The organism is Dyella sp. SG562, from assembly GCF_011759495.1.
GTDB classification, from domain to species: domain Bacteria; phylum Pseudomonadota; class Gammaproteobacteria; order Xanthomonadales; family Rhodanobacteraceae; genus Dyella_D; species Dyella_D marensis.
On the sequence record NZ_JAAOYS010000008.1, the window covers coordinates 31,332 to 54,558 of the forward strand.

Genomic DNA, 23,227 nt, shown 5'->3' on the forward strand with positions numbered 1-23,227 from the left:
TTCGCCGCATGGCCGTCATTCCGGCGCAGGCCGGAATCCAGTAGCGATATCGTCCGGCTTTCGCCGTGAGTCCCAAAGGCGAGCGCTTTGACGCCTCGCCGGTATGCAGTCTGCCGCCACTGGATTCCGGCCTGCGCCGGAATGACGAGCTTGGCTTCATCCCCCGATCCCCCGTTTCGTCGGCGCCCACGGCCTTCCGTCACAAGCGAAGTCCCAATCCTCGGTACCCCGGCTATGCTCCGCCCCGTCATCGCTTCCGGGGAAAGCCTTCCATGACCAGTTTCTTTTTCGTCATCCGCCTGGCGCTCGCCTGGTTCCTGGCCTTCATGCTTGCCGTGATCGTGTGGAACGGCATCAGCGAGGGTTATCACGGCCCGGCCTGGCCCTTCGTGCTGTTATGCATGGCCTTGCTCGGCATGGTGATCACCGGCGCGTTCTCGCATGTGCGGCGCGTGCGGCTGATCATGGGCCGGGCCGACGGCAGCAGCCTGAGCAGCCGCCAGCGCCGGCAGATCGAGATTCCGTTCGAGGCCGGCGAGGCCTTCCGCCTGCTCGATGCGGCGGTGCGCGAGCTGCCGCGCAGCGAGAACGTGGAGAGCGCGCCGGACAGCCTGCAGCTGCGCGCCAAGGTGCGCCGCATCGATCCCTACGGCAACCGCCAGCCACGCCGCTTTTCGCTGTTCGGCTGGTTCAACCATCGCGACAACCAGATCCTCGCCACGGTGCTGCCCGGCGACGGCAGCAGCAGCGTCACCCTGATCTGCGAGCCGTGCAGCGGCGCGTGGAGCGACTGGTTCCGCGTCGACGACGGCACCAACCTGGAGAACGCCGAAGGCATCACCCGCGCCATCACCCGCCGCGTGGCCGAGCGCCGCCGCGGCGAACAGGCCGCGGCGCGGCAGACCGCCACCGAGAAGGAACTCACCGTGGCGCGCCTGAACCTGCTGCATGCGCAGGTGGAACCGCACTTTCTCTACAACACACTGGCCAGCGCGCAATACCTCACGCGCACCGATCCGGCCCGCGCCGACGAAATGCTCGGCCACCTCATTGCCTATCTGCGCCACTCGCTGCCGCGCACCGGCGATGCGCTGTCCACCCTGGCCGACGAACTGGAACGTTCGCGCGCCTATCTGGAGATATTGCGCATCCGCATGGGCGACCGCCTGAAGCTGGAGATCGACGTGGCGCCGGACCTGCTCGCCACGCCGCTGCCGCCGATGATGCTGCAGACCCTGGTGGAAAACGCGGTCAAGCACGGCCTGGAACCCAAGCCCGGCGGCGGCACCATCTGGCTGCTCGGCCGCGCCAAGGACGATGCGGTGGCGATCACCGTGGCGGACGACGGGCAAGGCTTTTCGGAAGCGGGCAGCGGCACCGGCATCGGCCTGAAGAACGTGCGCGAACGCTTAGGGCTGGTCTACGGCAATGCCGCTTCGCTGGCCATTCTCGCCAACTTCCCCAGCGGCGTGGCGGCAACGCTCACCGTGCCTGCCAAGGCGGTGGCCCATGGCTAAAACCATCGTTGCCGAAGACGAACCGCTGTTGCGCCGGGCCTTGTGCGAACAGCTGGAGCAGGCGTGGCCGGAGCTGGAGATCGTGGCCGAATGCGAGGACGGCGCCGCCGCGCTCGAAGCGATCGCCGAGCATCGTCCCGAGGTTGCCTTCCTGGATATCCGCATGCCCGGCCTCACCGGCCTGGAAGTCGCCGCCGCCGCGGCGGAAGCGAGCCCCGCCACCCAGGTGGTGTTCGTCACCGCCTACGATCAATACGCGGTGGATGCGTTCGAACGCGGCGCGGTGGATTACCTGTTGAAGCCCATTGCGCCGGAACGCCTCGCCGCCACCGTGCAGCGGATCAAGCAGCGCAGCGCGGGCGAAGGCCTGGCGGGCGAGGCGCTGGCGGCGCTGGTGCGCCAGCTCGATGCCGGCCGCTTCGCCGAGGCGCGGCCGCCGCTGACCTGGATCACCGCCAGCGCCGGCCGCGAAACGCGGCTGATCATGATCGACGACGTGGCTTATTTCCGCGCCGACCACAAATACACCACGGTGGTGACCGCCGAAGGCGAGGCGCTGATGCGCAAGCCGATCCGCGAACTGCTGGGCCTGCTCGATCCGGCCGTGTTCAAGCAGATCCACCGCTCCACCATCGTCAACCTGAAAGCGGTGGCGGCCGTGATCCGCGACGACAGCGGCAAGGGCACGCTGCGCCTGCGCCAGCGTCCGGAGACCTTGCTGGTCAGCCAGCCCTTCATGCTGCTGTTCCGCAACATGTGACGCGGCGCCGCCCAGGAGAGCTCACCATGCGCAACGTACTGGCTCTGATTTACTACCTCCTCGCCGTGGCCGGCTGCACCGGCGGCCAGGTCACCGACATCCGCAGCGACGCGGGCGGACGCGACATCGTGCACGGCAGGATCGAACTGCGTGCCGGCGTGGCGAAATTCATATGCCTGGCCAGCGCCACGGGGGTATGCCATTTCGCGCTGTTCGATCCGGCCTGCGTCGTCCCTTCCGCCAATTGCGACAAGCCGCCGGAGCGCTTCGCCCTGGCTCAAGGTGCGAGCAGGGAGATCGTCGGCCTGCCGGCAGGATTCCGCCCTTGCGTAAGCGCGCAGGGCGAGGCGGTGCAGGCCGATTGCAAAAGCGTGCGCTGAATCCTCAAGGCCCGAGGATCGACTGCACGCACAGCCGCACCAGGAAATCCAGCAGCGACAGCGCATGGTCCGCGGTCATGCGCAGCGGCAGCAGGATCGTTCCGGCCATGCGCTGGCCCGCATCCTGCTGGATCTCGGGCGGTGGCGTATCGGCATGCTGCGCGGCGCGCTGTTCTTTTTCGTAGGCCTCGCTCCAGTTCAGCAGCCTGGGAACGGAGCCATGGCAATCGGGCGCCGGGGTGGCCGTGGCCGCGGGATTCGTATCGCAACCATGCCTGCGTTCGGCGGCGCCGGCCCAGCCGGTGATGGCCAGTGCAAGCAGCAAGGCGCTGAGCAGGATGCGCGGCATCTTCATGATTCGCTTTCCTCCCGCGGGCGTCATTGCGCGAAATCCAGGTTGGACGGCATGGCGGGCAGCGCGGGACGGTCAGTGCCGGTGACCGGAACATCCTTGCCCACCGGCTCCATGTGGAAATCGTCGGCCAGCACTTCGCCCTTGCCCTCCAGCAGGAAACCGAAGGCGATCGCCTGCGCGCCTTCGGGCACGTCCAGCACGATGTCGTAGCGCTTCCATTCGGTGTCGCCACTGAGCGTGCGGCTGCTCATATTGTCGAAGCCCAGGGTCTGCTGGAAGTTGCCGTCGATGCGCATCCACATCGCCGCGCTCTTGGCGTCGCGCGTGCGCAGGTAGCCGGACAGGCGCAGGCGCTTGCCGCGGTAGGCGTCGGCGCCGATGGTCTGCATCAGCGTGCCGAAGCCGCGATGCTGGGCCTGCGCGCGGATATACGCGTTGCGGTCGCCGGCATGGCGGTCGCCGGGTTGCACGCCCATGTCGTAGCTGTCGGGCGAGGAGCCGGCCGGGAACCAGCCCTTCGGCGCGTCGCCGGCATGCAGCGAGACGGCCAGGAGCGCGGTGGCGAGAGCGAAGGCGAGGCGGTGGGTCACGGAGCGTTCTCCAGGCTGTTGCTGTTGATGTCGGCGTACAGGTAGGCGGCGGTGTGCGACAGCCCGTCGGCGTGCTGCTGCGGCGGCCGGATGTCCATGTGCAGCAGGTAGGTGGCGGTAGCGTCGTGGTGCGCCTGCACCGGCGGCGCCGGCGGCATCGGCATGGCGTGGAACACCATCAGCCACAGCGCGAAGCTGGCCGCCATGGCCAGGCCCAGCCAGGGCCAGGCGCGGTGCAGGCGGCGCGCTTCGGCGGCGCGCAGCACCTTGGCATCCACCCGGCGCGGCGCGGTTTCGTTCGCGCTCTGGCGGTACAGCGCGACCAGTTCGTCGAGGACGTCGTCGTTGTCGTGATGCATGGCCGGTGCTCCGTTCACAACCAGGGTTGGAGGGCTTCGCGCAGGCGCTGCTGGGCGTAGCGCAGGCGGCTCTTGACGGTTTCGCGCGGCACGCCGGTGGCCAGGGCGATGTCTTCCAGGCTCAGGCCGCCTTCGGCCTTCATCAGGAAGGCCTCGCGCTGCGGCAGCGGCAAGGCGCGCACGGCCTGCTGCAGGGCGTTGCCCAGTGCGTCGTTATGGGCGTGGCCATCGGGCGGGAGGGCGATGGAGGCGGTGTTCTCGTGCACTGCCTCGGTCTCTTCCGCGTCGGCGGCATGGATGCCGTCCGGCGCATGGCGGGCCAGCGAGCGCCAGCGGTCGGCGGCGCGGCGATGGGCGATCGAGAACAGCCACGCGGCGAACGAAGCACCCGGCGCATAGCCGCTCTTGCCGCGCACCACCGCCAGCCACACTTCCTGGAACACTTCCTCCGCCTCCTGCGGATGCGCGGCCAGGCGCAGGGCGTAGCGGTAGAGGCGGTCGCGGTAGCGCAGGTAGAGCACGCGGAAGGAGCGTTCGTCGCCGTCCTGGTAGCGCGCCATGCAGTCCTCGTCGCTGCGCCCGTCGATGCGCAGCGGCGGCGGCATCACCGCCTCGTCCTTGGCCAGCCAGGGCCATTGCGACTGCAAAAAGCCGATGGGGCCGGCCAGGGGCGAATCGAAGGGGAGGGCGTGGGCGGTCATGGGGGGCATCCGTTCCTCGGGGGGAGTAACAGGGTATTCGCTGCCCTGTGAGGAATGGGGTTAAGCGTTGCGGCGTTGGATCCTTCTCCCTCCGGGAGAAGGTGGCGGCAGCCGGATGAGGGTACGGGCGGAGTGGGGCGTCTCGCTCCGCCCGTACCCTCACCCCAACCCCTCTCCCGGCGGGAGAGGGGCTCAGAGTTCAGTCGTTGCGCGCTTTGCTCTCCGCCCGCAACTCCAGCCATTCATACAAGGTAGGCAACAACACCAGCGTCAACAGCGTCGAGGTGATCAGCCCGCCCACCACCACGGTCGCCAGCGGCCGCTGCGTCTCCGCCCCCACGCCGCTGGACAGCAGCATCGGCACCAGGCCCAGGATCGCCACGCTCGCCGTCATCAGCACCGGCCGAAGCCGCAGCGCCGTGCCGCGCAGCACCGCCTCGCGCACGCTTAGGCCCTGGCCGCGCTGCTCGTTGAGGAAGCTCACCAGCACGATGCCGTTGAGCATCGCCACGCCGAACACCGCGATAAAGCCGATCGCCGACGGCACCGACAGGTATTGCCCGGTGATGGCCAGGCCGACGATGCCGCCGATGGTGGCGAACGGCACATTGGCAAGTATCAACGCCGCGTACTTCATCGAATTGAACGCCGTGTACAGCAGGATGAAGATGAAGAAGATCGTCGCCGGCACGATCAGCGCCAGGCGCTGCAGGGCGCGCTGCTGGTTCTCGAAGGCGCCGCCCCATTCCGTGTAGTAGCCCGTGGGCAGCTTCAACTTCTGCGCGATGGCGGCATTGGCCTCGCGCACGAAGCCGTCGATATCGCGGCCGCGCACGTCCATCTGGATCACCGCATAACGCTGCAGCTGCTCGCGGCGGATAAACGAATAGCCTTCGGCCTGCGTCACTTCGGCCACCTGCGCCAGCTGCACCAGCGCTCCGCTGGCCGAACGGATCGGAATGCGCTCCAGCGCCGGCAGCGAGGCCTTGCTGGCGTCGTCCAGCCGCACCGCGATATCGAAGCGGCGCACGCCGTCCAGCAAGGTGGACACCGGTTCGCCGCCGATGCCGTTCTTCACCACGGTCAGCACGTCCTGCGCATTCAGGCCATAGCGCGCCAGCGCGTCGCGGTCGACGCGGATGCGGATCTGCGGCTTGCCGAGGTTCGCTTCCAGGGCCAGGTCGGCGACGCCGGGCACGCCGGCCAGCACGTCCTTGATGCGGCCGCTGAGCCGGTCCAGTTCGCCCAGGTCGTCGCCGTAGAGCTTGAGCGCCAGGGTGGCGCGCACGCCGGAGATCAGTTCCTCGATGCGCATCTGGATCGGCTGGGTGTAGCTCACTACCGCGGTAGGCAAGGCGGCGCTCAGCTCCTGCTGCATGGCCGCCTCGATGCTTTCCAGCGTCTGCCCCTTGCGCCATTGCTCCTTGGGCTTGAGCGGCGTGTACACCTCCATATAGTTGACGTCCGCCGTCTCGCCTTTCTCGGCGCGGCCGATCATGGCCAGGGTGGTGTCGACCTCGGGGAATTTCTGCTTGATCAGCGCCTCCACCTGCTGCGAGATGGCGATGGATTCATCCAGCGAGGCCGAGGGGATCGAGGTGATGCGCCACATGATCGAGCCTTCCTTGAGATTGGGCATGAACTCCTTGCCCAGGAAGGGGAACAGCGCCAGGCTGCCGGCCAATGCCGCCAGCGCGATGGCCACCACCGTGCGGCGCCTTGCCAAGGACCAGTCGAGCACGCGCGCATAGCGGCGCTTCAGGAAGGCCACCAGGCGCGTGTCTTTTTCCTCCTTGGGCTTGAGCACCAGCGCGGCCAGCACCGGAATCAGGGTGAGCGCCAGGATCAGCGAGCCGGCCATGGCGAAGCTGATATTGAAGGCCATCGGCTTGAACATCTTGCCTTCCAGCCCCTGCAGGCTGAACAGCGGCAGGAACACCACGATGATGATCAGGATCGCGAACGCGATCGGATTGGCCACCTCGCGCGCCGCGGCGAGCACGGCGGCGGTGCGGTCCACCGGCAGGCCGTGCGCCTTGCGTTCGGCCATGATGCGGAAGGCGTTCTCCACCATCACCACCGCGCCATCCACCATCATGCCGATGCCGATCGCCAACCCCGCCAGCGACATCAGGTTGGCGGACAGCCCCGCCTGCTCCATGCAGATGAACGCGATCAGCATCGCCAGCGGCAGGGCGATCACCACCACCAGCGCGCTGCGCAGTTCGCCCAGGAACAGGAACAGCACGATGGCGACCAGGATGGAGCCTTCGACCAGCGCGCGCACCGCGGTGCCCACCGCCTTGTTCACCAGCTCGGTGCGCTCGTACACCGGCTTCACCACCGCGCCTTCCGGCAACGCCTGCTCCACGGTGGCGAGCTTGGCTTTCACCGCGTCCACCACGTCCTTGGCGTTTTCGCCGATGCGCGCCAGCGCCTGGCCCATCACCACTTCCTTGCCGTCGCGGGTGACCGCGCCGGTGCGTGGCGCGCCGGCTTCGACGATGCTGGCGACGTCGCGCACGTAGACCGGCGTGCCGTCCTCGGTCTTGAGCACGATATTGCCGAGGTCGCGTGCATCCTTGACCAGCCCCAGGCCGCGCACCAGGTATTGCTCGCGGCCGACGTCGACGAAGTTGCCGCCGACCTGGGCGTTGTTCGCTTCCAGCGCTTCCATCACCTGCCTGAAGCCGAGGTTGTGCGCGATCAGCTTCATGGGGTCGATACGCACCTGGTACTGCTTTTCCTGGCCGCCCCACGAGGTGACGTCGTCGACGCCGGGCGCGGTGCGCAGGATCAGGCGGATGTTCCAGTCCTGCAGGGTGCGCAGGTCCATGTCGCCGGGCGCGTTCTTCAGCTGCTTGTCCGCGCGTTCCACCGTGTACCAGAACACCTGGCCCAGGCCCGAGGTATTGGGGCCCATCTCCGGCTTGCCGTAGCCGGCGGGCAGGCGGTCGCCCACCTGCTGCAGGCGTTCGTTGACCAGCTGGCGCGCGAAATAGATGTCCATGGCGTCCTCGAAATAGACGGACACATAGGACAGGCCGAACAGGCTGACCGAGCGGATCTCCTGCACCTTGGGCAGGCCGGCCAGCGCGGATTCCACCGGCGTGGTCAGCAGTTGCTCCACATCTTCCGCGGCCAGGCCGGACGCTTCGGTGTAGACGTTGACCTGCACCGGCGTGACATCCGGAAACGCATCGATCGGCAGCGAGCGCACCGCCTGGTAGCCGGCCACGCCGACGATCAGGAACAGGATCAGCACCAGCAGCTTGTAGCGCAGGGAGACTTCGACGAGGCGGCCGAGCATCATTCTTCTCCCAGCTGCGCGCGCAGCAACCGCGCCTTCAAGGCGAAGGCGCCCTTGCTCACGTAGGTGGCGCCGGCTTTGAGGCCGTCCTTGATTTCCACCCAGCCGTCGCGCGTCTCGCCGGCGATCACCGGCGCCGGCTCGAACTGGCCGTTGCCCTTGGCGACGAACACGGTGCTCTGGTTCTGCAGCAGGATCACCGCCTCTGCCGGCACCGCCAGCACCGGCTTGCCCGCGCCGACCGCGAGCCGCGTGTCCACCAATTCACCCTGGTGCAGCAGGTCGCCGCGGTTGTCGACTTCGATGCGCACCGGCACGGTGCGGGTGCGTTCGTCGGTCTGGTGCGAGCGCTGCACCACGGTGCCGGGCAGGGTGCTGCCATGGACCAGGATGCGCGCATCGCCGCCGGGCCTGATGCGTTCGGCATCGGCGGGCGGCAGCTGCGCCTCGACCCATACCGAGTCTTCCTTGATCAGCGTGAACAGCATGCGGCCGGCGTCGACGCGCTCGCCGACCAGGAACTGGTCGGTGGTGATGCGGCCGTCGGTGGGCGCGAGCAGTTCATAGCTGCCGTCGGCGCGGGCCGAGCCGTTGCGCAGCACGCTCTTGATCTGGCCGTCCGAAAGGCCGTACGCGCGCAGCTTGGCCTGCGCCTGGTCGCGCTGCACTTTCACTTCGGTGTAGCGGCGACCGGAGACGGCCTGCGCGCCGAGCGAGGCGACGCGCTGCCAGTCCTGTTCGGCGACGATCAGCGCGCCCTGCGTTTCGGCCACCTGCACGCTGGACAGCACCACCAGCGGCTGGCCGGCCTTGACCACGTCGCCCAGCTTGACCAGCCGCTTGAGCACCATCGATTCGATGCGCGGCGCCACCAGCACGGTGGAGTAGGCGTCGGCTTTCACTTCGCCGGGCGCCTTGATTTCGTCGGTGAGCGGACGCGTTCCGAGCTTGGCCAGCACGATGCCGGCTTGCTTGATCGCCGGCGCATCGAGCGCGAGCGGGTTGGCGGTTGGCGTTTCCCTGCCGCCCTCGGCGTGGGCCGCAATGGCGGTGAGGGCGAGCGAGAACAACAGCGAGCGGAGCAGGGGGCGGCTCATGGGGAGGCATCCTTGTTGCCGCCGTCGATCCAGTCGGTCAGGCGGCCGGCGGCGGAGAGATAGTCGAACCAGGCCTGCCAGGCCTGGGCTTGCAGGTCGAGGCCGGACAGCGCGGTGTCGAGGCTTTGCTTGAGTTGGACCAGATAGTCCGAGGTGCCGAGTTCGCCGGCGCGCCAGAGTTTTTCCAGCAGTGCGGTGCGCTCGTCGAAGGCCGCGGCGCGGCTGATGCGGAAGGCCTGCGCGGCGCCGAGCAGCGCGTCGTAGCGCGCCTGCGTTTCGCGCAGGCGGGCCTTGGCCGCCAGCTGTTGCGCGCGCACGCCGGCGGAAGCGGCGTCCGCTTCCGCGCGTGCGGCATCCACTTCGGCGCGGCCGGTGTTCAGCACGGGCAGCGGGAAGGAGACGCTGACGCCGATGACGCGGTCGTTGACCGGGCCGCTGCGCACCTGGCCACCGGTGAGGCTTACCGTCGGATCGGGCATCCGCGCGCGTTGCGCCACCTGTACGCCGGCTTCGGCGCCGGCCTGCAGTGCGCGTGCCCTGACCAGTTCGGGATAGTCGTCGAATGCGAGCGGCGCGATGGTGGCGGAGGCGGGCGGCAAAGCGTTCGGCAGATTGCCTGCGCTGGCCGCGGCGTCCTGGCTGATCGAGGCCAGCGTCGCCATCGCCGCGGCTTCGTTGCCAATCAGCGAAGCCTGCTGGATCTGCGCTTCGCCCAGCGCCAGCCCGGCGAGGTCGCGTTCCGGGCTGCTGATATCGCCGACCTTCAGGCGCTGCGCCGCGAGTTCGTCGAAGCGGCGCATCAGTTCCACGCGGCGTTCGCCGAGCTGGCGTTGCCCGGCGACAAGCGACAGCGTCGACCACGCTTTCAGCCAGCGCGTGGCGACATCCCGGCGCAGCAGGTCGTAGCCGGCCTGGCTGGCCTGCAACTGTGCGGAGCCTTGTTCGGAGCGCGCGCGGCGTTTGCCGGAGAGATCGAGCGCAAGGCTCAGGCCCATCGTGCGCCGGTTGACGTCGGCATTCTCCGCATCGAGGGCCAGCGTGGGGTTGTACAACGGCTGTGCGGCGGCACGCGCACGCGCCTGAGCGGCGTTGAGCTCGGCACGCGCGACCTGCACGTCGGGACTGCCGTCCCATACCGAACGAACCGCCTGCCGCAGCGAAGGATTGGCGAACAGTGCCGGCTGGCCGGCGTTTTCCTGCGCGGCCGCCGCCCAGGCGGTACCGGCGCAAAGCATGCAAGCAACCCCCAGCAGGGCTGCACGTAGCACGGACATAAATAGCGTCTCCTAAAAACCATCAGGGCGCCGCGCCCGGAGAGCGCGGCGGTGTCGAGGGTTTTCAGGCGGCGATGGGCGGGCGCAGCAAGGTGGCCGTGCGTTCGGCGCGATGTCCGGACGCGGCTGCGGGAAGCTCGGAGGGAAGCGTTTCGGCGGCGAGGTGGAAGCTCACCATCGCCGGTAGCGGCACTGCATGCGTACAGGCGCAATGGCAGGAACCGCCTTCGCCCAGCAGGCAATCGCCACCGCCGTCGTCGCTGGCGGCAGCGGCTTGAACGAGAGCGGAGCGCTGCATGTCCTTGGCCGCATACTGCAGGCCATCGGCCGCGCACAGCGAGCCGCCGACCAGCTTGACCATCAGCGCGAACACGGCGAGCAGCCACAGGCCGCGGAAGCGGCGCAGCTGCGACAGCAATGGCGTGGATGCGCGGGACATGGTGCGGGATCGTAAAAGGCAGGCCCCGTGTTAGACAATTTCACTCAACGCCTGGCCCCCTCTCCCCTCCGGGGAGAGGGCTGGGGTGAGGGGGCCGGGCGGAGCAGCGCGCCGACGGTCGACACGAACTAAATAGCGCCTTGCTTTAGAACCCCAATTCGCTCAACTCCGCATGCCCATCCGGCCGCCGCCCCAGCGGCCAGTGATACTTGCGCTCCGATTCGGCGATCGGCTTGTCGTTGATGCTGGCGTGGCGGTTGACCATCAAGCCGTCGTCGTTGAACTCCCAGTTCTCGTTGCCGTAGCTGCGATACCACTGGCCCGCATCGTCGTGCCATTCGTAGGCAAAACGCACGGCGATCCGATGCCCGCCGAATGCCCATAGTTCCTTGATCAGCCGGTAATCGAGCTCGCGGTCCCACTTGCGGCGCAGGAAGGCCTTCACCGCCTCGCGGCCGTCGAGAAACTCCGCACGATTACGCCAGTGCGTGTCTTCCGTATAGACCAGGGCGACGCGCTCCGGGTCGCGCGTATTCCACGCATCCTCGGCCAGTCGCACTTTCTGCAGGGCGGTTTCGAGGGTGAAGGGAGGCAGGGGAGGACGGGTGTTCATGCGGCACCTCGGGGATGGAGAGGAGGACAGCGGTTTATGCGTCGGGCAGCCGGTGCAGGAAGGCTACAGGCACCTGCTCCGTCAGCCACACCCCATTATCCGCCTGAAAGAAGGCAAAGCCGTGGGCGTGCATGGCATCGGCGTCGACGCCGAGAATCACCGGCTCGCCATAGCGGCGCCCGACCTCGGTCGCGGTAGCCAGGTTCTCGGAAAGGTGTACGTGATGCCGCTGCCCGGGGCGCAGGCCCTCGGCAAGGATCGACGCCAGAAACCGCGTGGCCGTGCCGTGGTAAAGCATTGCCGGGGGAGTCCTGGCTTCATAGGCAATGGCTACCGCCTGGATGGAATGCCCCTGCACGGCACGGATCCGCTTGCCGTCGTCGGACAAGGCAAAGCGCTTCTTGTCGTTGCCCGCCACTACTGCATGAATCAGCGCGCGGTCGAGCTGTTGTCCGGACCCTGTGGCGCCGTCGATCAAGGCATCGAGATCGACCCAGCCTTCGCTGTCCAGGGTCAGTCCGATGGACTGGGGTTCGTGGCGGAGCACGTAGCTGAGGAATTTGCTGGTGCGGGTATGGTGGTCGCTCATGGGCGCGTAACGGGGCTGGTTTCCATTGGCGCGGGATGATCCGGGGGAGTGGCTGGATATTCAAGTTCGCAGGGGCAATGCAATGACAGCAATAACAGGGTCAGGGTGGACTGACCCTGTTTTTAAGGGGAGCAGTAATCTGGTCGCGATCTAATGGTCAGCTTTGGGCTCGAAGCGGTCATATGGAGTGTTTATTTGTACGGTGCAGTGGAAGCCTCATCCTAATCGGTGGAATGATCGTGTCTGTCCATACGAGGTATTTGGCTGTCGCAGTGCTCATCGGTGCTTACGTCTTGGTTTTGCCGTTTGCGGTCCAATGGCTGGTGCCAGGTGCTGAGTACCTTATTTTTGGAGTGGGGGCATTGCTTGCCGCCATAGGGATGGCCGCCGTAGCGATGTTGTTGTCGCCAAAGGTCCGGGCGGCCGCGATGGCCGGACGAAATCGGACGATCTTCTACGCAAGCGTTGCGGTGCTTGCTCTCTACCTGTGCTGGGCAGGGTCTTTGCTTGTGTACCCGATATCGGAATGATCGGCCTGTCCGCTTGAGACCCGGAGCGGTCAATGGATGACGAACGGAGACCGAATGATGTTGCCGGCGAAAGTAGAGGCTTGGAAGGGCGTGCCAATCCAAAGTTCGGCGGAGTGGCGCGCAGCTTTTTCCAACAATCCGTCAAAGATCCGGGTGGGCTCTCCTTGCCCTCTCTGCGGATGTATTGAGCTGTTCCGTTGGCACGATGGTGGTCGTGGCCTATGGGAATGGTGCAATGGTTGCGGCGCTTATGAGCATGCCGGGTGGCATCCTGAGGTTACCGTCCGGCCAACGCAACTGACCGTGCTTCCATCCTCCATTGTGGAAGCCCTGAGTGAGATTCAGTTTCTATGAGAGTGGTTTGTCCGCTCCCGACCTAATAAGTAGTTATTGCAAGTCCTTGAGTCGCTTCTCAGCAGCAACCCTCAACCGCTGCCGCGTCGCCCCATCCAACGACGGATCGCCGTCTAGCAACGCCAATTCCTTCCTCGAAGCCTCCCGCGCCCCATCTTTCTGCCCGAGCGCCAGGTACCCATCCGCCAAGCTGTCTTGTGCATTAGCCGATGCCGGATGCGACCACGCGACGAGATCAAAAAGCACCATCGCGATCTCGGGCCGCTTCGCCTTCAATTCGTCGTACGCGCGATTATTGAAAGCATCCTGGTCGACGCACTGTTCCATGGGCTCACCGGCGCAAGCCGTCTGGTACATCGATTTGATCGACGCCGCCTTGCCTTGCTGCGCCAACGTGACCACGTCCGTGAGGCGGGGTGGGGCGGCCAGGGCGTTTTCGTGGTGGGACGAAGCGACGGTGCCGGATTGCAGAAGGCTGGACAGCTGCGTGGCGGCGGTGGGATCGCCCAGGACGTGTTGATTGAGAAAGGCGAGCGCGATCCGGGACGATTGCTCATAGCCTTGCCGCGCCGTCGCCCGGGTCCAGCCGGTACCGTTGTATTCGGCCTTGGTGGGCAGATGCATCGCGTCTGCCGTCATGGAAAATGAAGTGAAGTCGCTGTGGTGCATCAGGTTGAGCTGCACGTAGGTGCGATCGGCATAACGCATGCCGTCGATCGGGGCGAAATTCAGATCGGCCGATTGCATGCCTTGCTTCCGGCGCAGGTCGAGCAACGCGTACCGTGACGCTTTCGGATCGAACCCGTACGCCGCGGTGAGCGCGGATTCGTTTCCCTTGAACGCGTAAGTGCCGTCCATCGCGATGACCGCCGCGACGTTGCCATTGCGCTGCCCCAGCAATACCGCCTGGACCGCGCCGAGGCTGTGGCCGGCAACGCCGATACGATCGCAATCGACGTCCTTGGCCTGGCAGAGCAGCGCGATGGCGAATTCCAGATCGCGCACCCCGGCTTCCGTATTGGCGCTGGAGCGGAAGGGCGCCATCTCCTCGGCGTTGTGCCCCAACAGGGAAACGCTGGCGACTGCGTAGCCATGGCTCGCGAGATATTCGGCAAGCACGACTTTGACATTGATGTCCGCGCTCAGGCCGCCTGCGAGAAGTATCAAGGGAGGCCGCTGCGGGGTGGGCTTGGCGTCCAGGTGGCCAGCCATCGGCATGGCGAGGAGCTGCTTTGTCGCATCGGCAGTGAAGGGCTCGCCGACGGCGTCGCGGTTGCGCAACAGCATTTCGTGATTGAGGTCCGAGAACTCCGCCGGCGCGTTTTGCTCGACGTAGTCGCCCAGGCGCATGGCATCCGATTTGGTCGGAACTGCTGGGTACCAAACGTTGATCTGGATCGGCCGGCCGTTTCTATCCGGCGTGAATGTGCCGTCCGGTGCCCGGGTCTGGATCCAGGTTCGGCTGCGGTCGAAGACAAACGTGCGGTGGAAACCCACCACGTCGTGGCCCGCCGTCAAAGTCCCCCACAATGGTGGCGCTATAGGCTTGGCGCCATCGGCCATGGCCGCGCCACAGGCGGCGCCCAACAGCAAAATGAGTGCGACTCCCCGGCAGCTCACCTTCATGCGCCTCTCCTCGTGGACGTTGTCCGAGCGTCAACTACGGCATCCGCTGAAGTCTTTCACTGTGGCGGGCGGGGCGGGTGTGCCGGAAGTCGGTGGGACCTATGGCATGTTCAGGAGGGCTGGCTCGTGAGAGGGATGGGGCTAATCTGGCAAGATAGATCGTTGCGAGTTGCCAGGAGTGGACCTGCTCCTGTTTAGGCCACAGGTGCCACTTAGTGCAACAGCGGCACGTAACTTTTCCATGAAAGGGGGCTTGGTGAATTTCATTCTTGGTTTCGTGGGGATGCTCGTCTTCACGGCGCTACGCAATAAGCAGCTAGGCTGGGCGTCCGTCGCAAAATATTGGCTTGGGTGGATTGCGGGAACTCTTATTTTTGCCTACGTATTGCGCACTGAAATAGGCGCTGGTGTTTACTGTTGGTGTTTTGCCCTCTACGCCTTCACGCGCGGCTGGTAGCTGTCTTAGCACTAGTCCGCTTCCGACCCGAAGCGGACCTAACGCAAGGCCTCAGCTCTCACCGCAACCCACAAGAACCGCCCCCGTCCGGAGTAGATGTATGCCCATTCCCGCCACCATAGGTGCGTTCGCCATCGTTCCCAGTAACGATCTGCATGCCGCACTAGCGTTTTGGGAGCGACTGGGCTTTGTCCGCACAGGTGGTGACGCTAACTACTTGATCATGAGCGGCTGGGGCTGCGAGGTGCACCTGACCCAGGCAGGAACTGGCCCCTGGGCCGTTCCGGCAGAGCACAACCCCTTCGGGGTGTTCATTCGCACGCCGGACGTGGACGCAATCGCTGCGCGGGTGGATGACCTTGTCATCCGACCCGGAGGCGTTCTGCGACACCGCGAATGGGGTCTCTATGAAGTAGGGGTATGTGGGCCAGATGGGCTGCTTGTCCGTATCGGCTGGCCTTCACGCCTTATGCAAGACGGCGAAGCTGCGACGGGGGTCTGAAGAGTTTTACATCCTTGTCTGAAATGGTTCCGGCGCATTGTGTGGGCGGGTGTGTAGCTGCGTGCAAGAAGTGAACCTTACCTCGTTTAGGTGCCTGGAGTAGTGTGTCCTTACTATCAACAGCTTCAGTGCTTGGTGACATGCGCTATGAAATGGAAAGAGGTAGTAGCAAATGCTCTGGTGATAGTGGGTCTTTCTGGCCCCTTATATGGCTTCGCCTTGGAGCGAAGCTATCAAGTCTCCCTGCCGCGCTCACCGGAGCCGACAACTGGCCACGTCATACCTAGGAACAACCACGGTGTGGTCGTGTACTACACCGAGTCGGAGGTATCCGAGCTCCGGAATCTATGGGTGGGAGGGGGTCTCATCGGCCTCCTTGGTGGGCTTATTCACAAGTACGGTAAGTAAGCGCTTTCGACGCAAGGCGAACGGTCAGAATGTTGTCTATGCGGCGGTAGAGGACAGTTTGAAAGGCTAAGTGGATCTAAGAAGGAGCGACTGATGAGTGTCGGAGGTGCCGTGCCTGACGATGAGAATGGGGACGTCGAGAAGGAGTACCGCGCCTTTGTCCCGATGCTTATCTTCATTTGCTTGAGCGTCTTCGCGATCGTTACGTGCGCGCAAAGGATTTCGGACACATTTCTGTTTTCGGCCGATTTTACCGTCGAAAGTTCCTATCGAGTCTGTCAGCAGCCGCTCAACAATCGCTGCGTCACTCACTATCGCATTAAGAATTTGGACGGGAACATGGGGGACTTCGTTCCGTTCGGGGACCAGTTTGGCGAGTACATGCTCGACCCAGATGTTCATATCACCAAGCGTCAATACAGCTTCTCCTATGAGGTCGACGGCATAGGCAGGCGATGGCCTTATCTATGGACGCACATCTTCATCCTTTTGGCAGGAGTCTTCGGTGTAGTCATCTGGTTCCGACTCATGGCGGACACCGCGAAAGTGATAGGGGAAGAGGATGGTCCGAATTGATTTCAGCATCTTCTACGCAGGCGAATCCTACGGTCATGCGAACGGCGGTATAGACGTTGCGACTCCGAGTGGACCAGGGGCGAGTATCGACTTATCCGAAATTGCTATCCAAGTTCCGCCGGCAGGGTTTTCCGGCCGGTTGGTGGTTGATTCTGTCCTCGCGGTTGACGGAGTCGAAAGTGCATACGCCTGTGGAGACGTGTGCGTCGCATCGAAGGCTGAGGCGCAAGCGCTGGAGAAGTGGCTGAATGACCTGCCTGGACTATCTGTTTGGCCCAACGGCTTGGACGATCCTCTGTGCGATGGCTCCAACTAGGTAGGTCCGCTTTCGACCCGAAGCGCACACTTGGATGGAGGCATGGCACCATGCGCGTGTAGCTTCAGGATTACCTAACGATCTAGATACGGCGAGGAAAATCGATATGACGCCAGAGAGCTTTGTTTCGAAACTCAATGTCGCTGTCGTAGAGGAGAACAACGCGATTTATCGGGCCCTTTTATTGAATGCTGACCCGAGCGGAGCGTCCGACCCGTATTGGAAGCGTGTTCTAACGGTCTTCAGTGATCTGAACTCAGATCAGCGGGAAGTGCTTATAGAACTGACGCGTCAGGTCGCTATCGATACGACCGCCAATGTGTTGGGCGTTATCGATGGAACATGCGCGCTAGAAGGGGTTGAAGGTGAATTTCGCTTGACATTTGGTGCGCGAAATCTCGCGGGAGAATTGCAGAGCTTGTTCTTGGAGCGGGCTGAGCAACTAGCTCCATAACGTCCGCTTCCGACCCAAAGCGGGCGCGTGTAGGGTTGGCGCTATCATCCGCGAAAACTTTTCTCAACCACAGGGATTTGTGTATGAAGAAGGCCTGGATTGCCTTGAGTCTACTCATCGCAGCCGCATGCTCAGCTACCGAGCCCTCGCTGTTGCCAAAGCGATCGGCTGTTTTGGTGTGGTGATATGTGGACCTAACACAAAGCCTCAGCTCTCACCGCAATCCACAAGAGCCACCCCTGTCCGGAGTAGATGGGCACAACATTGAAGTGGTTTGCCACGAATCGGAAGGGTGACGCCACGCTCATCGGGTGGTGTCCGTGAAGTCGGGGTGGGCCAACCTGACCCCGTTTAGGCCGGATAAACTGCTGCCGGACTTCGTGGAGGCATCGATTCAAAGGGCCGTTCATGATCATCGACTGACCACCGAACGAACCGCAGCACGCAGATGTCCTCCCTGAACTGACGCGACGCCTCGTCCAGCATGTCGCGTACTGTTCGAGAATCATCCTTCAAAAATGGCTCTGCATGTAACGATTCAAGATCCGTTGCTACATTGGCAGCGATATGCATCGTCACATCATTGATGAATGTTCGAAATTCCCCGGATTTCGCCACGAAATCCGAATCGCACCCGAATTCAGCAAGAACCCCAATTCGGCCGAAGTGGACGTAAGAGTGTAAAACTCGATAGCAGGGCATTCTTATCATTGGCTACGCCTCAACAACGATAGATGGTGCCTACTTTAGTTCCGTTTTCTTGGGCCGGCACGTGCCCCGCCATGGTCTGAAATGGTCCTGGCGCATTGTATGGGTTGGCGCATGCACAGCGGCGTGCAATAAGTGAACCTTACCCCGTTTAGACCCGTTGGAATTATTTTTTTAGGAGCGGCATCGATGTTCGCAATCGAGTCAACGTCGATACTCGCAGCCTTCGTGGGTTCTGGTTGGCACAGTTGGGGCTGGGTTGACTACGCCGTAGTCGCTGTCGCAGGCGCGGTCACGGTAATTCATCTGGCCAGGATGAAGTTGAAGGACGATCGGAAGGCCGAGATAGAGCCACCTGACCATCGACAGCGCACCTGGAAAAGTCGGCGATCTCGAAGGTGAAAGAAGTGAGCGCGAACATGATCGCTTTCGCCACAAAGCTGGCCCGGCAGAGGCCTGAGTGGCAAAGAAGCAAAGACAGGATTCTTCAGCGTCGGATTCAACAGCGAGACGTGTGCCTCAACAGCGAATACTCCGAAAACCATCGGACAACTCTGTAAATCACACCACTCATGCGCAACTCACGGTTGCACCTACAGACAGGCCGACTGGCCTTTGATACCTTCCGAGATGTTCCCCGCGCAGTGACGTCAAGACGCAACGCGGGAAACGATGGCAGCAATGCTGTGAGAGCGCGGGCCAAGGGTGCGGCAAACACCCCTGACCCGCTAACCATCACCAACTGAAAGGAAGTTGATCATGGCTATCCAAGATCATACGGTATTCGCACGCGTGCCGATCCCCTCGGCCACCTCCTCACCGCATACCCAGGCCGTCCGACGATCTAGCGGACAGGGTTGAAGCCCCGCGGTTTAAGAGTTTTCGCAGGAATTATCCGAGCCGTATTCACCCGGCGCGTTGCCCCGTGCAACGGCGAAACCCACTGACACCGCAACCCACTTCATCAATCCAGCGGCCCGGGGCCTGAGCACAGGCCACCGGTGAACCTTCGAGTCCGTGTGGTCGCGGCACGCCGTGCTGTCTGGCGGCGTGCCGTTCTCGGAGCGAGGGCGCGGCATTCCCTTGGCAAGGAGTTGCTTATGAACATGTACGGCGAGCCGTGGATCACCCGTCACACCCACTACTACTCCGACCCCGACGCGGGCCCGGATGCCTTGCTCAACGACGCCACCGAATGGCTGGCGTACGCCCATGTTTCCCTCCAGTTCCTCTCCGAGCGCGTCCACGAGCGCGGCGGCGCGGATGCGCGGCGCCTGCCGATCATGCTGGATGGCATCGCCGCCCTGATCGATATGGGCGCACGCTGCGCCGCGCAGGCGCATCTGCGCATGCAATGGGAACAGGTGCGCGATGCGGCTGAGCATCCTGGCGAGGAGTCCAGCGACGTGGTGTGCGATGGCGTCGACAACTAGAGACGTCTGAAACCTGCTGGCGGCGCGCTACAGCATCTGCCGCACTTCCATCACCGCCGCCAGCTTCTCCACCAGCTCTCCATGCGTAAACGGCTTCGCCAGCATCTGCAGCCCCGGATCCAGCCGCCCCTGATGCACGATCGCCTGCCGCGCATAGCCGCTGACGAACAGCACCTTCAGCGCCGGACGCAGCGCCAGCGCCTGTTCCGCCAGCTCGCGGCCGTTCATGCCGGGCAGGCCGACGTCGGTGAACAGCAGGTCCACCTCCGCGTGCTGCGCGAGCAGCAGCAGGGCGGTGGGCGCATCTTCGGCGGCCAGCACCTGGTAGCCGAGTTCGCGCAGCAGCAGGCAGCTGTAGTCGCGTACGTCGGGGTTGTCTTCCACCACCAGTACGGTGTGGCCGCCGGCGACGTCGGGCAGCGGTTGCGCGGAGGGTTCCGTCACCGCCTGCTCCGCGGTCAGGCGTGGCAGGTGGATGCGCACCGTGGTGCCGTGGCCGGCCTCGCTCTGCAGCGTGACGAAGCCGCCGGACTGGCGTACGAAGCCGTACACCTGCGACAGCCCCAGCCCCGTGCCGTGGCCGGTCGGCTTGGTAGTGAAGAACGGTTCGAATACGCGCTCGCGCACGTCGGAGGCCATGCCGGCGCCGGTATCGGTCACGCTCAGGCGCGCGTATGCGCCCGGCATGGCTTCCTGCGAGGCTTCCTCGCGGGCGGTGTCGGCATCGATATGGACGTTGGCGGTTTCGATGCGCAAGCGCCCGCCATGGGGCATGGCATCGCGCGCATTCACCACCAGGTTGAGCAGGGCGCTTTCCAGCTGGTTGCCGTCGGCGTTCACCTGCCACAGGTCGTTCGCCAGCACCGTTTCGATCGCGATGCTCTCGCCCAGCGTGCGCGCGAGCAGGTCGGACATGCCCAGCACCAGCCGGTTGGTATCCACCGGCCTGGGCTCCAGCGGCTGCCGCCGCGCGAAGGCGAGCAGGCGCTGGGTGAGGGTGGCGGCGCGGCGTGCGCCGAGCATCGCGTTGTCGGTGTAGCGGTGCGGATGCCCGGCCGTGCCTTGCGCACCTTGGCGCTGCATCAGCTCCAGGTTGCCGATGATCACGGTCAGCAGGTTGTTGAAGTCGTGCGCGATGCCGCCGGTGAGATGGCCGATCGCTTCCATCTTCTGCGCCTGGCGCAGTTGTTCTTCGGTCTTGGCGCGCTCGGCGATCTCGCTGGCGACGCGCTCTTCCAGGGTGGCATTGAGCCGGCGCAGCGCCTCGCGCGATTGCAGGATGTCGCGTTGCGCATCCAGCAGCTGGCCGGTGCGCTGGCGCAGGCGGCGTTCGGTCTGCTCGGCCTGTTCGCGCAGCGTGCGCTCGCGTTCGGCGGCTTCGCGGCGCATGGCCGCCAGCGCGACGTGGCTCTGCACGCGCACCAGCAGTTCGCGCGCGGTGAAGGGCTTGACCAGGTAGTCGTCGGCGCCGGCCTCGATGCCTTCGATCTTCGCTTCCTCGCCGGCACGCGCCGACAGCAGCACCGCCGGCAGCAGGGCGAGTGCGGGGTCGGCACGCAGCGCCTGCACCAGGGCCAGGCCGTCCAGGCGCGGCATCATCACGTCGGCCAGCAGCAGCGACGGCCGTTCGCGGCGGATCGCCGCCAGCGCCGCCTCGCCGTCGGCCACGCATGCCACGCGCCAGCCGGCTTCCTGCAGCAGGCGCTGTACGTACTGGCGCATGTCCTGGTTGTCGTCGGCGAGCAGGATGTATTCGCCGCTGGCGCCCTCCGGCGCCGGCACGTACGGCGCCGGCGCCACGCTGGCGGACAGCCATTGCGCGGCTTCGTCGACATAGGGCGCGGCATGGCGGGCGGGCGAGGGTGTGCTGTCGGATTCGAACACGCGCGCGGCATCGAGATGCGCCTTGCCCAGGGGAATGCGCACGGTAAGCGTGGTGCCGCGGCCTTCCGCGCTCACGGCTTCGAGCTGGCCGCCGTGCAAGCTCACCAGTTCGCGCACCAGCGCCAGGCCGATGCCGCTGCCTTCGATGCTGCGGCCGCGCGCGCCTTCCACGCGGTGGAAGCGCTCGAACAGGCGCGGCATCTGTTCGGCGGGAATGCCGGTGCCGGTGTCGCTCACCTCCAGCGCCAGGCAGCCTTCCTGCGGCGACAGCGTCACCACGATGCCGCCTTCGAAGGTGAACTTGAACGCGTTGGAAACCAGGTTCAGTACGACCTTTTCCCACATCTCCCGGTCCACGTAAGCCGGCGGCAAGCCGGCGGGGCAGGCCACGGTAAGCATCAGGCCGGCCTTCTCGATGGCGGAGCGGAAGCTGCTGGCCAGTTCGGCGGTGAGCGCCGAAAGGTCGGTCGGTTCGTAGCGCGCCTGCGCGCGGCCGGCTTCGATGCGCGCGAAATCCAGCAGCGTGTTGACCAGCTTCAGCAGGCGCAGCCCATTGCGATGGGCCAGTTCCACCAGGCTGCGCGATGCGGCCGGCGCGGCTTCCTCCCGTGCCAGCCATTCCTCCAGCGGCCCCAGCATCAAGGTCAGCGGCGTGCGGAATTCGTGGCTGACGTTGGAGAAGAACAGGGTCTTGGCCTGGTCCAGGCGCGCCAGTTCCTGCGCGCGGCGGCGTTCCTGTTCCAGCGCGTCGGCCTGCGCGATGGCGGCGCCGACCTGGCCGGCGGCCAGTTCGAGAAAACTTGCGTACGCCGCGTCGTACAAGCGATACGGATTGAGCCCGACCACCAGCACCGCCGCGCGGCCATGTTCGCCCGCCGGTGCGATCGGCAGCAGCACCGCCTGGCTGGGCGGCAGCGGCCAGGCACCGCGCGGCAGTTGCATGCGAAAGCGCGAGGAGAGGTCGTGCATGTGCAGCGGATGCCCCGCGGCCAGCGCGCGCGCCAGTGGCCAGCTGCGCTCGTCGCCGGGCAGGATGCGCCGCGGTGCGATGCTTTCGCCCGCGGAGGTACCGTCACTGGCGGCCAGCACGAAGGCGCCATCCGGCTCGGCCGCATAGATCGCCGCGAACGGCACGTCGTGCGCATTGGCGGCGAGCGCGGCGGCGCTGCGCTCGCAGCTGTCCTGCCAGCCGTGCGCATGCATGGTGCTGGCGGCCTGTTCGCGCAAGGTGGCAAGCTGGCGGTCGCCGATCACGCGGCGGGTGTCGTCGGTGTTGACGCAGATGATGCCGCCGGGGCGGCCGTCGTCGTCGGGCAGGGGGCTGAAGGAGAACGTGTAGTAGGTCTCTTCCGGGTAGCCGTTGCGCTCCATGATCAGCAGCTGCCCTTCGACGTAGATGCCTTCGCCGCCGGCCAGCACCTGGGCCAGGCGCGGCGCGATGTAGTCCTGGATTTCCGGCCAGACCTCGTCGATCGTGCGCCCCAGCGCCCAGGGATGCTTGCCGCCGATGATCGCGCGATAAGCGTCGTTGTAGAGATACACCTGCCGCGGTCCCCAGCCCACCCACGTCGGGTGGCGCGACGACAGCATGATGCGCACCGCCGTCTGCAGGCTGCGCGGCCACTGCGCGGGCGCGCCCAGCGTGGCGGACCAGTCGTGCGCCCGTATCAGCTCGCCCATCTGGCTGCCGCCGAGGAAGTCCCTGTGCGCGCTGATCTCCACGTTCGACGCTCTCAAGATGAGGATGTTTCTGTTTGATTGTTCTGATGTGGTTGCAAAGTGAACGGCGTTACGCGTGCAACTACTTTCGCAAGGCAGCCGGCTGTGATTTAGTTCACGCCGTCGCGGCCGCGCCAGGGAGCGGTTCCGCCGATGTGGGAAGCGTTGCGCAGATGGTGTGGATATCACGTCATCGTCACGCCAGCGTCGCGTCGAACACGTTGCCATGCGCTGCATTCGAGCCTGTCTCGTTGGCGTCGGTTCACCATGAACGGT

18 protein-coding genes are annotated in these 23,227 nt (G+C 65.0%); 6 read left to right on the forward strand and 12 right to left on the reverse strand.

Translation table 11 applies throughout. The annotated features are described in order from the left end of the window. The first annotated feature begins 272 nt into the window (after window positions 1-272). Genes FHW84_RS15125 through FHW84_RS15135 form a run of 3 tightly spaced genes read left to right on the forward strand, consistent with a single transcriptional unit; the run spans window position 273 to window position 2,657 of the window. On the forward strand, window positions 273-1,517 hold the full coding sequence (locus FHW84_RS15125; RefSeq protein WP_167256808.1) for a histidine kinase: 1,245 nt from the start codon (window positions 273-275) through the stop codon (window positions 1,515-1,517). Next, on the forward strand, window positions 1,510-2,277 hold the full coding sequence (locus FHW84_RS15130; RefSeq protein ID WP_167256809.1) for a LytTR family DNA-binding domain-containing protein: 768 nt from the start codon (window positions 1,510-1,512) through the stop codon (window positions 2,275-2,277). The genes FHW84_RS15125 and FHW84_RS15130 overlap by 8 nt, the downstream gene beginning before the upstream one ends. Before the next feature lie 26 nt (window positions 2,278-2,303). After that, window positions 2,304-2,657: a hypothetical protein gene (locus tag FHW84_RS15135; protein ID WP_167256810.1), complete on the forward strand. Its 354-nt coding sequence runs from the start codon at window positions 2,304-2,306 to the stop codon at window positions 2,655-2,657. Window positions 2,658-2,661: 4 nt separating this feature from the next. On the opposite strand, the gene FHW84_RS15140 is transcribed toward FHW84_RS15135, so the two are convergent. From FHW84_RS15140 to FHW84_RS15190, 11 genes are all read right to left on the reverse strand, one after another. After that, entirely contained in the window at window positions 2,662-3,012 is a 351-nt protein-coding gene (locus FHW84_RS15140) for a hypothetical protein (protein WP_167256811.1), read from the reverse strand. 23 nt (window positions 3,013-3,035) lie between these two features. Continuing rightward, window positions 3,036-3,602, reverse strand: a complete 567-nt coding sequence (locus FHW84_RS15145; RefSeq protein WP_167256812.1) for a hypothetical protein — start codon at window positions 3,600-3,602, stop codon at window positions 3,036-3,038. After that, window positions 3,599-3,961, reverse strand: a complete 363-nt coding sequence (locus FHW84_RS15150; RefSeq protein WP_167256813.1) for a hypothetical protein — start codon at window positions 3,959-3,961, stop codon at window positions 3,599-3,601. Before FHW84_RS15150 ends, FHW84_RS15145 begins: the two co-directional genes overlap by 4 nt. A gap of 14 nt (window positions 3,962-3,975) precedes the next feature. Beyond that, window positions 3,976-4,662 (reverse strand): sigma-70 family RNA polymerase sigma factor, encoded by a 687-nt coding sequence (locus FHW84_RS15155; protein WP_167256814.1) that lies wholly within the window; start codon window positions 4,660-4,662, stop codon window positions 3,976-3,978. A gap of 199 nt (window positions 4,663-4,861) precedes the next feature. Then, the gene (locus FHW84_RS15160; protein ID WP_167256815.1) at window positions 4,862-7,972 is read right to left on the reverse strand and encodes a CusA/CzcA family heavy metal efflux RND transporter; all 3,111 of its coding nucleotides are present in this window, start codon (window positions 7,970-7,972) and stop codon (window positions 4,862-4,864) included. Next, window positions 7,972-9,069: an efflux RND transporter periplasmic adaptor subunit gene (locus FHW84_RS15165; RefSeq protein WP_167256816.1), complete on the reverse strand. Its 1,098-nt coding sequence runs from the start codon at window positions 9,067-9,069 to the stop codon at window positions 7,972-7,974. The genes FHW84_RS15160 and FHW84_RS15165 overlap by 1 nt, the downstream gene beginning before the upstream one ends. Beyond that, window positions 9,066-10,343 carry a TolC family protein gene (locus FHW84_RS15170; RefSeq protein ID WP_167256817.1) on the reverse strand — a complete coding sequence of 426 codons (1,278 nt, stop codon included), beginning with the start codon at window positions 10,341-10,343 and terminating at the stop codon, window positions 9,066-9,068. Before FHW84_RS15170 ends, FHW84_RS15165 begins: the two co-directional genes overlap by 4 nt. Window positions 10,344-10,407: 64 nt before the next feature. Further along, window positions 10,408-10,782, reverse strand: a complete 375-nt coding sequence (locus tag FHW84_RS15175) for a CopL family metal-binding regulatory protein (RefSeq protein WP_167256818.1) — start codon at window positions 10,780-10,782, stop codon at window positions 10,408-10,410. A gap of 145 nt (window positions 10,783-10,927) precedes the next feature. Then, the gene (locus FHW84_RS15180) at window positions 10,928-11,395 is read right to left on the reverse strand and encodes a nuclear transport factor 2 family protein (protein WP_167256819.1); all 468 of its coding nucleotides are present in this window, start codon (window positions 11,393-11,395) and stop codon (window positions 10,928-10,930) included. Window positions 11,396-11,429: 34 nt separating this feature from the next. Then, window positions 11,430-11,984: an RNA 2'-phosphotransferase gene (locus tag FHW84_RS15185; protein WP_167256820.1), complete on the reverse strand. Its 555-nt coding sequence runs from the start codon at window positions 11,982-11,984 to the stop codon at window positions 11,430-11,432. Between the two features lie 917 nt (window positions 11,985-12,901). After that, window positions 12,902-14,494: an alpha/beta fold hydrolase gene (locus FHW84_RS15190; protein ID WP_167256821.1), complete on the reverse strand. Its 1,593-nt coding sequence runs from the start codon at window positions 14,492-14,494 to the stop codon at window positions 12,902-12,904. A 1,460-nt stretch (window positions 14,495-15,954) separates the two neighbouring features. On the opposite strand from FHW84_RS15190, the gene FHW84_RS15195 reads away from it, so the two are divergent. The 3 genes from FHW84_RS15195 to FHW84_RS15210 all read left to right on the forward strand — a co-directional run bounded on the left by FHW84_RS15195 (window position 15,955) and on the right by FHW84_RS15210 (window position 19,348). Then, complete coding sequence (locus FHW84_RS15195; RefSeq protein WP_167256822.1) at window positions 15,955-16,437, forward strand: hypothetical protein; 483 nt, start codon at window positions 15,955-15,957, stop codon at window positions 16,435-16,437. A gap of 422 nt (window positions 16,438-16,859) precedes the next feature. Then, window positions 16,860-17,207 carry a hypothetical protein gene (locus FHW84_RS15200; RefSeq protein ID WP_167256823.1) on the forward strand — a complete coding sequence of 116 codons (348 nt, stop codon included), beginning with the start codon at window positions 16,860-16,862 and terminating at the stop codon, window positions 17,205-17,207. Between the two features lie 1,808 nt (window positions 17,208-19,015). After that, a complete protein-coding gene (locus tag FHW84_RS15210; RefSeq protein WP_167256825.1) occupies window positions 19,016-19,348 on the forward strand; it encodes a hypothetical protein in 333 nt (110 codons plus the stop codon). Between the two features lie 27 nt (window positions 19,349-19,375). Here the strand turns inward: FHW84_RS15210 and FHW84_RS15215 are convergent, their stop codons facing one another. Further along, entirely contained in the window at window positions 19,376-22,969 is a 3,594-nt protein-coding gene (locus tag FHW84_RS15215) for an ATP-binding protein (RefSeq protein ID WP_208399810.1), read from the reverse strand. Window positions 22,970-23,227 lie beyond the last annotated feature (258 nt).